The following is a 13,633-nucleotide window of genomic DNA, read 5'->3' on the forward strand; positions in this document are numbered from 1 at the left end:
GCTCGCACGGCGTGCGTGGTCGTGGCGCTCCCATGACGTATCTGGCCCATAAGGCTTCCTTCCACTCTCGTGAAAATAATACCCCATCAAATCCCGGGACTAAACAACTAGATTATCCATCATCCGGGCGAAGATTGCGGGTGCGTTTCAGAACCTGTGGGTCATTCTATATAAAATTCTTCCTCAGCCGGGCGGAAATCGCATTCCCAACAATCTGAACAAGAATTGTCAGCACAACAAGAATACTCACCACCCATAACATCATGACTGTATTAAATCGTTGATATCCATAGCGAATTGCAAGATCACCCAGTCCGCCCGCGCCCACGACGCCCGCCATGGCAGAGGCGCTGATGAGTGTGACCAGCGTGACAGTCAGACCAGAGACCAGTCCTGGGAGAGCCTCGGGAATGAGAACCGAGCGCACGACTTTCGCCCGTGTCGCACCCATGGCGCGCACCGCGTCAATCAGTTCCGGAGACACCTCTCTCAATGAAACTTCCGCAATCCGCGCGAAATAGGGGATCGCGGTAATGGACAGTGGCACAATGGCCGCAGCCGTCCCAAGAGCCGTTCCCATGACAAAGCGCGTAAAAGGGATCAGGACAACAAGAAGAATAATGAACGGCACGGCTCTTGTCAGATCAACCACAATTCCAAGAAGCCGACCGATGGGGCGAATAGGCCATAGTCCCCCCGGCCTCGTGATGGTGAGCAGAACAGCAAGAGGCAATCCGAAGAGAACGGCAATTGCAGCAGACGCAAAAACCATTTCGAGTGTCGCCAGCGTGGCTTTGAAAAACAGATCAAAAACCTGATGATGCATATCCGGCGGCCTCCATGTCCTCTGTATTTTCACGACTGATGAAGGACCGCGTTAGGGCGTGTTTCGCCTCCCCCCTGTTCAGTAATTCATTTGAAATATCTTCAACAATACGCCCCTGATCGAGAACAAGCACTCGATGAGCCAACCGGCGGATAACATCCATTTCGTGCGTAATGAGAATGATCGTAACGCCAAGCTCTTTATTAATGGTTTCAAGAAGAGCGAGAATTGACGTCGTCGCTTCAGGGTCCAGCGCGGACGTTGCTTCGTCACACAACAAAAGAGCTGGATGACCCGCCAGCGCCCTTGCGATTCCCACCCTCTGTTTTTGCCCTCCGGAAAGCTGCGAGGGGTATTTTGCCTCATGTCCTTCAAGGCCGACCAGATGGATCAGCTCCTGAATACGATGTTGCCGTTCTTTTTTGGGAACTCCCAAAATCTCCAGACCAAGAGAAATATTGCCCGCCACAGTCCGGGACTGGAGAAGATTGAACCCCTGAAAAACAAGACCGATCCGTTGTCGAAGAGCAAGCAGCTCACGTTCTTTAAGAACGCTAAGATTTTTTCCTTCAACGAGAACGTGGCCTGAATCCAGAGTTTCTGCGCCATTCAGGCAACGAAGCAAGGTCGTTTTCCCTGCTCCCGAGCGCCCAATGAGTCCTACAATTTCACCGCGATGAACGGAAAAGCCGATATTTTCCAGCGCATAATGGCCGTTGAAGATCTTGGACAGACCTTCAACTTTCAACATCTCATTCGCTTCAGCCACGCCTGTATTCTGCATTACCATCATATTCAAAGAGAAAGATCAGCCCGAAGATAGTAAAAACCACCCTCTTCGGACAACTGCTGACTGAGTGTGTCGTAGAGATTGTTGTTATAATCCGCCGTAAAGGACGGCACACGGCTGGGGTGGGCGTTTCCGACATTGTTGCCGCCCAGCGCCAGATGAAGTTGAGGAAGAACCTGATAACCGACTTCAAGATTGGTCACAAAGCGCGGACGGTTGATCTGATGATAAAAATTCGTTGTCGAAAAAGCATTGCTTCCCGAAACGAATGTCAGGTCAGACGTCGTATGCCCATAACGGATTTCGTGAACGGCGACCGTCCATTTTCCCTGACGCCAGATCCCTCCAAAAATCAGCTTGTTGGACGGGTTTTCCGTTGACATCAAACTGATCTGCTGGGCGTTCAGAACCGGAGCGCCTTCCCCGGTCCGCGCAATGTTTTTGACATTGGTATGATTGAAATTGACGGCTGCATCCCAGTCCACTTTTCCATAACGCCCGAAGTCCGAAGAATAGCGTGCCGTAATATCAAGTCCGGTTGTCCGGGTACTGGCACCATTCGTAAAGTAGTTTGTACTGACTGCAGACTCATCGCCAGAAAATCCGGACGTATCCACACCTGCTGCGGCATAGGCTTCTACAGCCCGGGCACCTGAAGCATAGCCTCCGTCAACGATCCGATGCTTGATATAAATTGTATAGCCGTCAACATTGATATGAAGACGGGGCAGCGGGTTCAGGATCATACCCGCACTGAAGTTGGTGGATGTTTCCGGTCTGAGGCCAGGCGAACCCAAAGCGCGAGCAGCGGGTGAATTGGCCGCAATCTGTCCGGTTGCATAGTTCGGGCTGGAGATGAAAGCCGCAAAATTCTGTTCCGCTAGGGTCGGAGCGCGAAAGCCGGTGCTGGCGGTGCCGCGAAAGCCGATGAAGCGGTTGATATCATATCGCGTGGAGATTTTTCCCGTCCGCGCATTTCCGACGTCATCATAGTGCTCAAACCGTCCCGCAAGATCCACCCGCCAGCGTTTGACGATCTGCGTCGAGAAATCAACATAGGCGGCTGCGACGTGTCTGGCTGCGTTAACGGCATCCTGAGGCGTTTCGCCCTGATATCCCTGCGCACCGCTCAGATAATACGACAGCGGCTCTCCTGAGCCGATGGAATAGGTATCACGGCGATATTCACCACCAAACGCAATATTCAAGGGGCTGTACAGAAACGGAAGATCTACGCCACGCCGAATATCGAGGTTGCTCGTCCATTGCTGGTTGGAATAACTGCCAAGATAGAAACGCGACGGGGAATATCCTGTCTCTTTATAAGCGTCCGCGTTTGCAGAATTATAATCCCCCAATGTATCGTGATCTCCACCGATCGTGGAACTCAGATCCCAGTCAAAACCGTAAAGTCGTTTTCCTCGAAAACCGAGCGTGAAGCCATAATCATTTTCTGGCATTGTTTCGACGGGTTCAAACCCGTTCGGATACATCCCCAAAAGCCCGTCAGCCGCGGTGGTACTCGGAGCACGCAGAAAAGCCCATCGCTCGGCATCGCGGTGCGTGAATGTTCCAAAGCCATAAAGCTCTATGGCATCCGTTAAATGATATCCGAAATTCGTTTCGATGGACTCACGCGTTGCCTGAGGCTGGCCCGTTGCCAGATCGTTGTTTTTGCCCGTCCGGGGGTCAATTCCAGTTCTCTGTGTGCGATCCTGATGCTTGAATTCCGCACTGAGGTTCAGGAAACCCCGATTGCCCAGCTTGAAGCCTGCATTCAGGTTTTCACCAGTCGTAAAACCATCTCCCGCAGCATAGCCGCCATTGACAGCCTGAAGATGGATACCGTGATTGTTGGATTTCAGAATGACGTTGATTACGCCTGCGATGGCATCCGATCCATACTGCGCAGCCGCACCATCCTGCAGGATCTCGATATGATCGACGGCAGAAATCGGGATCATATCCAGATCGACAGGGGTCGTTCCCTGCTGTGACGAGGCATCTACCGCGATGGCGGCTGTCGTATGCCGTCTTTTGCCATTCACCAGCACCAGAGTCTGATCGGCATTCAATCCCCGCAGACTTAGCGCATCAATGACCGATCCCTGATCCGAACCGTTGACCTCACGGCTGATGGAAGGAGAAAGCTGGACCAGCGCCTCCCGAATGTCCGTCATCCCCGTTGCCCGAAGCTGGTTGCCCCCGATGATCGTAATGGGGCTGATGCTGCGGGCCGCCGTCTGAGAGGGGTCTCGGGTGCCTGTCACGATGACCTGCTCCGGCTCATCAGCCACAGCCTGTTCTGTCCTGACGACAGGCGCTGTTTTTTTGACAACAGTCTCTTTTCTGGACTGTTTTTTCACGCCGGAACTATCCTGAGCCGATGTGTTTTCGGCCGCAACGGCCCCCGAAAAGGTCCCGGAAAACGAAAGGCCAACAAGAAGTGGCGCCAGGACATAACCACTACGCATAAACGTTCTTTCAAGGAAATTTGTCTTTTGTTGATTATTTCATAGTGTTTTTTGAGTCAAACAACATATTGATGTGGATTTAATATATATCGCGTTTTATGGAGGACTATATGAGGACACATGCTCCTGAAACCTGTCGCAAAACAGGTCCCAGAGGCAAAAATTCAGAGCCGAAAGTGGTTACGTGTATGACGCAGAACACTCTTTCTCTTCCGACCATCGACCTGTCCCTATGGCAGGACCATCAGACGCCAGACGAGTTTTTCCTTGAATCTCTGCGCAACGCTGCCCACGAATACGGTTTCTTCTACCTGAAAGGGCATGGGATTCCGGCGGATCTGAATGCTGCTCTCATGGCGCAGGCACAGGAATTTTTCTCTCTGCCGATGGAGCAGAAAGAACAAATTTCCATGGTGAATTCTCCACATTTCAGAGGGTATAATCACGCCGGCAGAGAAATCACACGCGGCAAGGCAGACTGGCGCGAGCAACTCGATATCGGTCCTGAAAGAGGCATTGTGGAAGATCTGCGGGGCAAACCGGCTTATCTGCGCCTACAGGGCCCCAACCAGTGGCCAGCAACACTTCCACAGCTCAAAACGACTGTTCTGTCATGGCAGGAGCAGGTTCTGGATGTTCTCAGGCGCCTGCTCGAAGCGCTTGCGCTCTCTCTGGGGCAGGCGGCAAATGCCTTTCATCCCGTCGTCAGCAAAACGCCTTACCAGCTTTTGAAACTCATCCATTATCCCGGCCAGCATGGCAGCGGAGAAAGGCAGGGCGTAGGCGCTCATAAAGATAGCGACCTCCTCTCGCTCATCCTTCAGGACAATGAAGGCGGGCTCGAAGTGGAACTGGCAAACGGTGAGTGGCTTCAGGCCCCACCCCAGCCGGAGACGTTCATCGTCAACATCGGCGAATTGCTGGAAGTCGCCACAAGCGGATATTTCAAAGCTGCGATCCATCGTGTCGTCAGCCCGAACTCAGGACGGGACAGGTTGTCCGCAGCCTTTTTCCTCGGCGCACAACTCGACGCTACGATGCCAGTCCTCCCGCTGCCGGACGTCTTGGCAAACTCCAGCGCCGGGATCACGCAGGATCCCGACAACCCCCTCTTTTCTCAGATCGGACAGAACACACTCAAAGGGCGGCTGCGCTCTCATCCCGATGTTGCAGCCCGACATCACAGTGATCTTTTCTCTGCCGTTCCCTCGAAAGTCCTGCACCATGCGTAATCGCCCTATCAGCCAGACACAGCCCATATCCGGTATTTCTCTGGGGCGTCGCAGACTGCTCACGCTCCTCGCTGCCACATCTCTCATTGGAGCATCCGCAAAAGCGCAGTCGAAGCCTGTACGGGTCGGCATCCTGTCCGGAGAAGACGAGGATATCTGGCGTATTGTTCAGGAAAATGCCCGCGCGACGGGCCTGACCATCGAAGTCGTCACTTTTTCTGAAGGCAATCCGATCAACGCGGCCCTTGCGGCAGGAGATCTGGACGCCAACGCATTTCAACACGGTCCTTACCTTCAGGCTCAGAATACTGCACTGGGCTCTCATATCGTGCCTGTTGGAAACACCTACTTCGCACCGATCGGCTTTTATTCGAAAAAATGGAAAACACTCTCCACAATCCCTGACGGGGCAACGATCGGTGTTCCCGCCGACCCTACGAATGAAGGACGTGCACTTAAACTCCTGCAATCTCTTGGGTTACTGAAGATTTCACCTGACGCGGGCGAAATGCCAACCGCACTCGATATCTCCGATAATCCGAAAAACCTGACGATTAAGGAACTGGATGATCCTGTTCTGGCACGGTCTCTGCCAGACCTTGATGCTGGCGTCGTGATTACGGAATGGGCCTACAAAGCCGGGATCGACCTCAAATCGGAGCGTCTGGCGCGTGAGAGTATGGACAACAATCCCTACATCAATTTTATCGCCGTAAACGCGCCCGACGCCCATGCCACCTGGGTTCAGCCACTGGTGAGCGCTTTTCAAAAACCCAATGTCCGCGCCAAGCTGCTTGAAGCCTATCATGGGGCCATCATTCCTGCGTAGACGTAATGTCCTTCATCCCGTCCTGACTTTAGATGCACACGCTGGCCGACCTGCCCCTTCATCTGACTGGCGATAGAGAACCGTTGATCAGAGCTGTCGTACAAACAGCTCTGATCAACGGTTTCTTCACTCACCCCTCCTCTATTTCAGGCATCAAAGTTATGTGGCAGGACGACCAGATCCCGCACCATGACACCCTTTGAACGGGTCAGAATAAAAATCAGCGCTTCGGCAACTTCCTTGGCTTCCATTAAGGCACCAGCCTTGATGTTGGCTTCAAGCCGCACCTGATCCCAGTCTTTCAGCAAAGGCGTGACAACCGGGCCAGGTTGGATGGCTCCTACACGAATCCCATACTTCGCAACCTGACGGCGCACTGTGTGAACAAAGGCCTGCACAGCATGTTTCGAGGCGGTGTAGATGGGTTCAGCCATAATAGGGATTATGCCCGCAATCGAACTGGTCATGACGATATCGCCACTTTCCTGCTTCATCATCTGCGGCAGAACGGCGCGGACCGAGCGGAAGGCTGCATTAATGTTCAGGTGGAGCATGGGGTCCCAGCTGTCAGGATCGCCTTCCCAGACATTGCCGCCCACATAAGCGCCAGCATTGGCGTGGAAAATATCAATCCTGCCCTGCTCCTGAACGATCTGTGCAATCGCAGCATCTACGGTTTTGTAGTCAAAGAGATCGACGATAATTGCACGAGCCTGGCTGCCGAGTTCTGCCGTTTTATCTTCGAGTGCTGTGGCGTCACGGTCCAGAAGATAGACCACTGCCCCCGCTTCGATGAGATAGCGGGCACATTCGAAACCAATGCCCGAAGCTGCGCCGGTGATGGCGGCAATTTTACCCTGAAGAGACTGTGTCATATGCCCTATCCTGTGATGCTGTCTCAGTGTGCGGACGCTGTGCCGCGCTGACGACTGATGAAAATTGCGAGGAGGATGATGGCGCCTTTGATGACGTTCTGAACGTAAGGGGAGACTTCAAGCAGGTTCAGCCCGTTGTTCAGAACACCCAGCAACATGGCGCCAATCAGGGTTCCGATGATGGAACCACGGCCGCCGGAAATTGAGGTGCCACCCAGCACCACGGCTGCGATGGCATCGAGTTCAAAGCCGACGCCTGCGTTCGGCTGACCGCTCATGAGACGGGAGGAGAGAACAACACCAGCCAGAGCAGCGGTGAAGCCTCCGATCAGATAAACGATGATTTTATATTTACGGGAATCAATGCCTGAGAGGCGCACAGCCTCTTCATTGCCGCCTATGGCATAAATATAGCGACCGGTCGGCATGCGCTGGAGCAACAGATAGGCCAGCGCATAAACCACGAACATGATGAGAATGGGCGTCTGGATTCCCAAAACCTTCCCGCGCCCGATAAATGCAAACCAGTCCGGAAGGCCCGAGATGGGATAGCCGTTAGTGTAGATCAGCCCCAAACCACGGGCGATGCTCATTGATGCCAGAGTGACGATGATCGGCGGCATTCCAAGACGGGCGATGCAGACTCCGTTTCCTGCCCCGAAAAGCGCCCCCACACCCAGCCCGGCGAGAATGGCCAGCCCGGCGTTCAGGCCAGAAACCAACAGGCCAGCCGTGATGGTTCCCGCCAGCGCCATGACCGCTCCTACGGAGAGGTCAATGCCGCCTGTGAGAATGGCAAAAGTCATGCCCACAGAAATGATGGCGTTGATCGAGACCTGTCTGGCAACGTTTTCGAGATTGCCGAAGGACAGGAAGCGGCTGTTGAGCGCGATCATGCAGGCCACGACCACGAACAGCCCAACCGCCGGGAGAAACGCCGTTGACCGTGCGAATTTCGATGCTCTGTAGCGCTCAAGCAGAGAGTGCATCGACTGCGAACTTTTTAACGCTTGCTGTTGCATGACGCATTACCTCTTCCGAACTGATGGCATCCCCCTCCAGAACCGTCGTAATGACGCCATGGCTGAAAACGGCCACGCGGTCACACATGCCGACGATCTCCGGAAGCTCGGATGAGATCATGATGATGGCGTATCCCTCTGCCGTGAGGTTCCGCATGAGTGTATAGATTTCCGCCCTGGCCCCGACATCGATCCCACGTGTGGGTTCATCGAAGATCAGGATCCTGCTCCGGCGGTTCAGCCAGCGCGCGATTACAACCTTCTGCTGGTTGCCACCACTAAGGCTCACCACAGTCGTCTCGTCCGAAGGCGCTTTGATGCGGACGGCAGACATCAGTTCCTGTGTCTTGCGCTTCTCCCGCGCAGTGTCGATCGTGCCGATCGGGCGGGTATATTGCGCCAGGTTGTTGATAGAGATGTTGTCCCGGATGCTGAAGCCGAGGATCAGACCCTCGGTTTTTCGGCTTTCGGGCAGAATTCCGATGCCGTGACGCAGAGCCTGTGCAGGATTCCCCATGGACACTTCCCTGCCCTCAATCCGCACCGTTTTTCCGGGACATGGCAGTGCGCCGATCAACGCCAGAGCCGTCTCCGTTCGGCCCGAACCGACAAGCCCGGCAAAACCGAGAATTTCACCTTCTCGCAGATAGAAACTGTTGGGGTGTCCGTTACTGACGAAGCGGATATTTTCAGCTTCCAGAATTCGCTCGGCAATATTCAGTGCTGGCTTGGGCGGAAACGTATTTTCAATTTTCCGACCGACCATCCGCTCAACCAGATGGTCCATCGTGCACTCGGACGTTTTCAGAACTCCCACACGCGCACCATCGCGCAGCACCGTAATGCGGTCACAGATTTCAAAAATCTCTTCGAGATGATGCGACACGAAGAAAATGCCGATGCCCTGATCCCGAAGCTGCCGCATGACGTTGAAGAGCAGCTCGGCTTCTGTCGGCGTCAGGGTCGCGGTTGGTTCGTCGAGGATGAGAACCTGTACATCCAGTGACAGAGCTTTCGCGATTTCCACAAACTGCTGTTCAGCCACGCTGAGACGCGCGACGGGAACGTCAAACCGTGTTCTGACCCCGAGCCGTTCGAAAATTCCCTGCGCGATGCGCGTCATTTCGTTTTTGCGGGAAAATCCGAGAGCGTTCCGCATTTCGCGTCCGAGGAAAATATTATCCACGGCATCAAGTTCAGGAATCAGGCTGAATTCCTGAAAAACAATCCCGATGCCTGCGCTGATGGCATCCTTGTAGCTTGAGAAATGGCATTCTTTTCCGTTGAGAAAGATTTGCCCTTCATCCTGAGACTGAATCCCGCCCATGATCTTGATGATCGTGGACTTTCCAGCACCGTTCTCCCCCAGAAGAGCATGGATTTCTCCCTGCTCAAGACTGAGGCTGACATTCCGCAATGCCCGGACTCCCGGAAAGCTCTTGGAGATCCCTTCAAGGGCCAGAAGAGGCTCTGACGCTATCTGACTGGTCTGTGTCATGATGTTCTCTCCGAAATCCAGCGCGCCACTGGAATTTACCAGCTGAACGTTTTGGCTTTCGTCGCGTCGATCAGTTCGACATCGACTGGCAGAACCTTCGGCACTTCCGCACCCCATTTCTTTGCGAGCGCGAGCGCGAGTGCCAGACGGATTTCCTGCCGGGGGAACTGCGCCGCCGTGGCAATGAAATGGGACCCGGGCTTGCTGATGGCCTTCATGGCTTCCGGATTGCCATCAACGCTAACCAGCTTCACGTCCGCTCCATTGGATTCGATGGCTGACAGCACGCCGAGGGACCCATTGTCATTGACGCTGAAAATTCCCTTCAGATCCGGGTTGGCCTGAAGCATGTTCTCCGCTACCGTCAGGGCCTGATCACGCTCCTGCTTGCCGTTCTGGACACTGATAATCTTGATGTCAGAATGCTTGGCAATAGCGTCCCTGCAGCCTTTGACACGCTCCAGAATTGGCACGACCGGAATGCCGTCAATAATGCCGATATTGCCGGTCTTGATCGTCATGGCGAGATACTCGCAGGCCTTGAAGCCAGCATCGTAATTCTTGGAACCGACAAAGGCATCCAGCGGACCGCCAGCCTGAGCATCCACCGAGACAATCGGGATATTCTTGTCATGAACGGTCTTTACGACGGACGTAACGCCCACGGTATCGGTCGGGTTAATGATGATGATCTGTGCGCCCTGTTGGATCATGTCCTCAATGTCACTCACCTGCTTGGAAACATCATGATGCGCATCACTGATGATGACATTGGCCCCGATCGTTGCAGCGGCTTCCTGCAAGGCGTCTTTCATGGTGACGAAGTACGGGTTGTTCATTTCCTGAAAAGAAACACCAATTTTTAGCGGTGTCCCAGCAGCGGCAGCCGGCTGTGACAGGGCCGTCCCGCCAAGAGCGAGAGACAGAATGGTCAGCGGAAGCGTCTTGATCTTCATGTTACACCTGTTGATCTGCGTGAATTGTGCAGGTCATTTCCTGCACGAGGCCTTGTCAAAGCCGTAAAATTACCTGTCTCTACTTGAGAACGCGGCGACCTAAAGGGCCGTATATCCGCCATCGACAAATATTTCCTGTCCGTTGACCATGTTCGACGCATCGGAGGCGAGATACAGAACTGTATCCGCGACATCTTCCGGTGTTGCGACACGACCAGCGGGGATTTTTTCCAGCAGCTTTTCCAGCTTGTTGCCGACGCTCCAGACGCGTTCACCCATAGGCGTCCAGACGACTGTGGGGCAGATGGCATTGGCCTGGATGTTGTGAGCGGCCCACTCCGCCGTCATGACCTTGGTAAGACCATTCAAACCGGCTTTTGAGGCGACGTAAGCACCATGGTCGATCAGCGCGACAGAACTGGCCTGGGAACTGATGTTGATGATCTTCCCACGTTTGCGTTCGATCATGCCTGGCGCAAACGCACGGGCGAGAAGCCAGGGTGCACGCAGATTGATGGCCTGCACGGTGTCCCACTCCTCGACGGTCTGTTCCACCAGAGGGCGGGGGAAACTGACGCCAGCATTGTTGACGACAATATCCACACCACCCCACGCAGCCCTCACCATCTGGACTACGGTATCAGGGGCAATCGGATCCCTAAGATCCGCAACAACCGTAAGGCAGCGACGACCATGCCCTTCCACGATCCGGCGTGTTTGAGCCATATCAGCTTCAGAGCGTGCAACGGCGATAATATCGGCCCCGGCAGCACTCAGAACCTCGCAGATCGTGACGCCAAGCCCGCGGGACGCACCGGTGACAAGCGCTTTGCGACCATCGAGGGAAAATCGTTGTGGAAGTGTTGGCATGGTCTGTTTTCCCCTGTCGATCAGTTCAAAAAATCTGCGGCGCCTGTCGGCGAAAAGGCCGTCATTTCGCGGGCCTGACGCCGGTATTCGCGTGGAGTGCAGCCCCGCAGACGCAGGAAAATACGGTTGAAATTGGAAAGGTTGTTAAAGCCGGAAGCCGCACCGATTTCGGTGATTGAAAGCCTGGAACTGGCCAGCAGATGGCACGCATGACACACCCGCAACCGATGCAGGAAAGACATAAACGTATCTCCTGTTGCGGCCCGGAACTGGCGCGAGAATGTTGAGGCACAAAGTCCCAGATTCTGTGCCAGATGGTCGTGGCGAATTTCGGACGGGTCCATGGCCATGAGGGATGTGATGACGCCGCTCATGCGCTGCATTTCCGGACTATCGAGCCCCTTGCTCTCACCTTTGAGCGACAGTGTTCTGAAAGGTGCAGACGTCAATGTGGCAAGAAGATCCAGACAGGCAGTCAACCTCCCAGAACCTTGGAAAGTGCCAATCGCCTCAAGCTTCTCTCCCAGACCAAGTGCTTCTGGGCCGGTGAACTCGACACCAAGAGCGGATGCCTGAAGCAGATTTCTCAGTCCACCCAGTTCCGGGCAAAGCGTTATCAGACAGTCAATCCATTTAGCGCTAAACTGAAGGACGATATCGCGTCCTGTGAGCACTTCACCCGGCTTTAAAGGACTGAACCACCCATGCGGCAGATCCGGCCCGACCAGAACAAGCTGGCGTGGTCCAAAACTCCCGATATGGTCTCCGATGATCGCACGACCTTCGCTCTGTGTGATCAGGTGCAGTTCGTATTCCGGATGATGGTTCCAACGGGCCAGCGGGCCGGGATAGTCATGCTGATGCCAGCGAAAACTGGTGTTAGGGTCCGCATGGATCATCTCGTAAACAGGACGCGTATTTCCTTCACTGACAGGCGGTTTTATTGTCAGGGAACTGATCGTTCCAAGCGCTGATACACGGCTGGAAATCGGAGCAAACGACCTCTGTCTGGATAATTTCTGTGTTACGGACATGATGGCACCGCTTCTCAGAGAGCAATCTGGAGTTTGACGTCGCTTGGTCGAGCCTCGGCAGCCCGCTCAAACGCGGCAATCCCCTGATCGAAAGGGAATGTTTCCGACACAAGCGGTTTGAGATTGATCTTTCCCGCACTGATGAGCCGAATGGCACGCTCATAAACATTCGCGTAGCGGAACACCGTTTCCATACGGATTTCCTTGGCCTGCGCCGCTACGATGTCAAACGGAACCTTCTGCAGAGGCATACCGACGAAGACAATGCTTCCGCCAGGCCGCACACATGCCAGAGCATCGTCATAAGCGCCGGCAAACCCGCTCGCTTCGAAAACAACATCCACGCCCCAGTCAGATCCACAGATGGCATCCACAACATCACGCGGCTTTTCGTCACGAACGTTGATGGGCCTGATACCGTCATACTGTCCGGCAATAGCAAGCTTGGCGGGTGCCAGATCCGTGACGAAAACCTGCCCCGCCCCGGAGGCAAGTGCGGCCAATGCGGTCATGATCCCGATAGGGCCACACCCGGTCACAAGACAGATATCACCAGGCTTGATGGCAGCCTTGACCGAAGCCTGTACGCCAACTGCAAGCGGTTCGATCATCGCACCTTCAGCGAAACTCACATTGTCCGGCAGTTTGAAGGTGAAGGCGGCTGGATGAACGACGGAATGCGTCAGACAGCCGTGAACGGGCGGCGTCGCCCAGAAGCGGACGGCGGGATCTACGTTGTACTGGCCCATCAGCGTTGCGCGGGACTGTGGGTCTGGAATGCCGGGCTCCATGCATACCCGGTCACCAACTTTCAGCGATCTGACATGGCTTCCGACTTCCGTTATCGTCCCAGAAGCCTCATGTCCCAGCACCATGGGTTCACGAACAACGAAGGGTCCGATGGCGCCATGTGTATAGTAATGCACATCGCTGCCGCAGATACCGACCGTATGAATGGCAATCCGGACGTCATTTGCGCCAAGTTCCGATGGAAGGTGAATCTCGCGCAGGGAGAGTTCACCTTTCTTTTCGAGCACCAGTGCCTGAGCCATACCCAACCGTCTCCTGCCACACATTCCAACATCAAATGTGATTAAGAGCAGGAATTATATGTTATATATAACAACGTATAGGGTATTTTTTCCTAAAAAGTGATACTTTTTTGATTGGGATAATTACGAAGGTTAGATCCCCCATCACCAAAATATTTTATAAGATATTGATATA

General features: G+C 54.2%; 11 protein-coding genes and 1 pseudogene. 2 read left to right on the plus strand and 10 right to left on the minus strand.

Translation table 11 applies throughout. From position 1 onward, the window contains the following. Positions 1-166: 166 nt before the first annotated feature. The 3 genes and pseudogenes from HKD28_RS14390 to HKD28_RS14400 form a co-directional block, all read right to left on the minus strand. On the minus strand, positions 167-826 hold the full coding sequence (locus HKD28_RS14390; RefSeq protein ID WP_194268921.1) for a methionine ABC transporter permease: 660 nt from the start codon (positions 824-826) through the stop codon (positions 167-169). 103 nt (positions 827-929) lie between these two features. Beyond that, a pseudogene (locus HKD28_RS14395) lies at positions 930-1,577 on the minus strand (methionine ABC transporter ATP-binding protein); the annotation flags it as partial. A 44-nt stretch (positions 1,578-1,621) separates the two neighbouring features. After that, on the minus strand, positions 1,622-3,913 hold the full coding sequence (locus HKD28_RS14400; protein ID WP_328750718.1) for a TonB-dependent receptor plug domain-containing protein: 2,292 nt from the start codon (positions 3,911-3,913) through the stop codon (positions 1,622-1,624). A gap of 365 nt (positions 3,914-4,278) precedes the next feature. Between HKD28_RS14400 and HKD28_RS14405 the strand changes: the two genes are divergently transcribed. Further along, the gene (locus HKD28_RS14405; protein WP_194268923.1) at positions 4,279-5,322 is read left to right on the plus strand and encodes an isopenicillin N synthase family dioxygenase; all 1,044 of its coding nucleotides are present in this window, start codon (positions 4,279-4,281) and stop codon (positions 5,320-5,322) included. After that, entirely contained in the window at positions 5,315-6,151 is an 837-nt protein-coding gene (locus HKD28_RS14410; protein WP_194268924.1) for a MetQ/NlpA family ABC transporter substrate-binding protein, read from the plus strand. Before HKD28_RS14405 ends, HKD28_RS14410 begins: the two co-directional genes overlap by 8 nt. Positions 6,152-6,297: 146 nt before the next feature. On the opposite strand, the gene HKD28_RS14415 is transcribed toward HKD28_RS14410, so the two are convergent. From HKD28_RS14415 to HKD28_RS14445, 7 genes are all read right to left on the minus strand, one after another. Further along, positions 6,298-7,026: an SDR family oxidoreductase gene (locus HKD28_RS14415; RefSeq protein WP_194268925.1), complete on the minus strand. Its 729-nt coding sequence runs from the start codon at positions 7,024-7,026 to the stop codon at positions 6,298-6,300. 23 nt (positions 7,027-7,049) lie between these two features. Then, positions 7,050-8,015, minus strand: coding sequence for an ABC transporter permease (locus tag HKD28_RS14420; RefSeq protein WP_194268926.1), 966 nt, complete (start codon positions 8,013-8,015; stop codon positions 7,050-7,052). Then, complete coding sequence (locus HKD28_RS14425; RefSeq protein ID WP_194268927.1) at positions 7,999-9,546, minus strand: sugar ABC transporter ATP-binding protein; 1,548 nt, start codon at positions 9,544-9,546, stop codon at positions 7,999-8,001. Before HKD28_RS14425 ends, HKD28_RS14420 begins: the two co-directional genes overlap by 17 nt. A 35-nt stretch (positions 9,547-9,581) precedes the next feature. Next, the gene (locus HKD28_RS14430; RefSeq protein WP_194268928.1) at positions 9,582-10,502 is read right to left on the minus strand and encodes a substrate-binding domain-containing protein; all 921 of its coding nucleotides are present in this window, start codon (positions 10,500-10,502) and stop codon (positions 9,582-9,584) included. Between the two features lie 99 nt (positions 10,503-10,601). After that, a complete protein-coding gene (locus tag HKD28_RS14435) occupies positions 10,602-11,372 on the minus strand; it encodes an SDR family NAD(P)-dependent oxidoreductase (RefSeq protein ID WP_194268929.1) in 771 nt (256 codons plus the stop codon). A 20-nt stretch (positions 11,373-11,392) separates the two neighbouring features. Next, entirely contained in the window at positions 11,393-12,271 is an 879-nt protein-coding gene (locus tag HKD28_RS14440; RefSeq protein WP_235993530.1) for a helix-turn-helix domain-containing protein, read from the minus strand. A gap of 149 nt (positions 12,272-12,420) precedes the next feature. Further along, positions 12,421-13,458: an NAD(P)-dependent alcohol dehydrogenase gene (locus tag HKD28_RS14445; RefSeq protein WP_194268931.1), complete on the minus strand. Its 1,038-nt coding sequence runs from the start codon at positions 13,456-13,458 to the stop codon at positions 12,421-12,423. Positions 13,459-13,633: the final 175 nt, after the last annotated feature.

The organism is Gluconobacter cadivus, from assembly GCF_015244745.1.
Lineage (GTDB): Bacteria > Pseudomonadota > Alphaproteobacteria > Acetobacterales > Acetobacteraceae > Gluconobacter > Gluconobacter cadivus.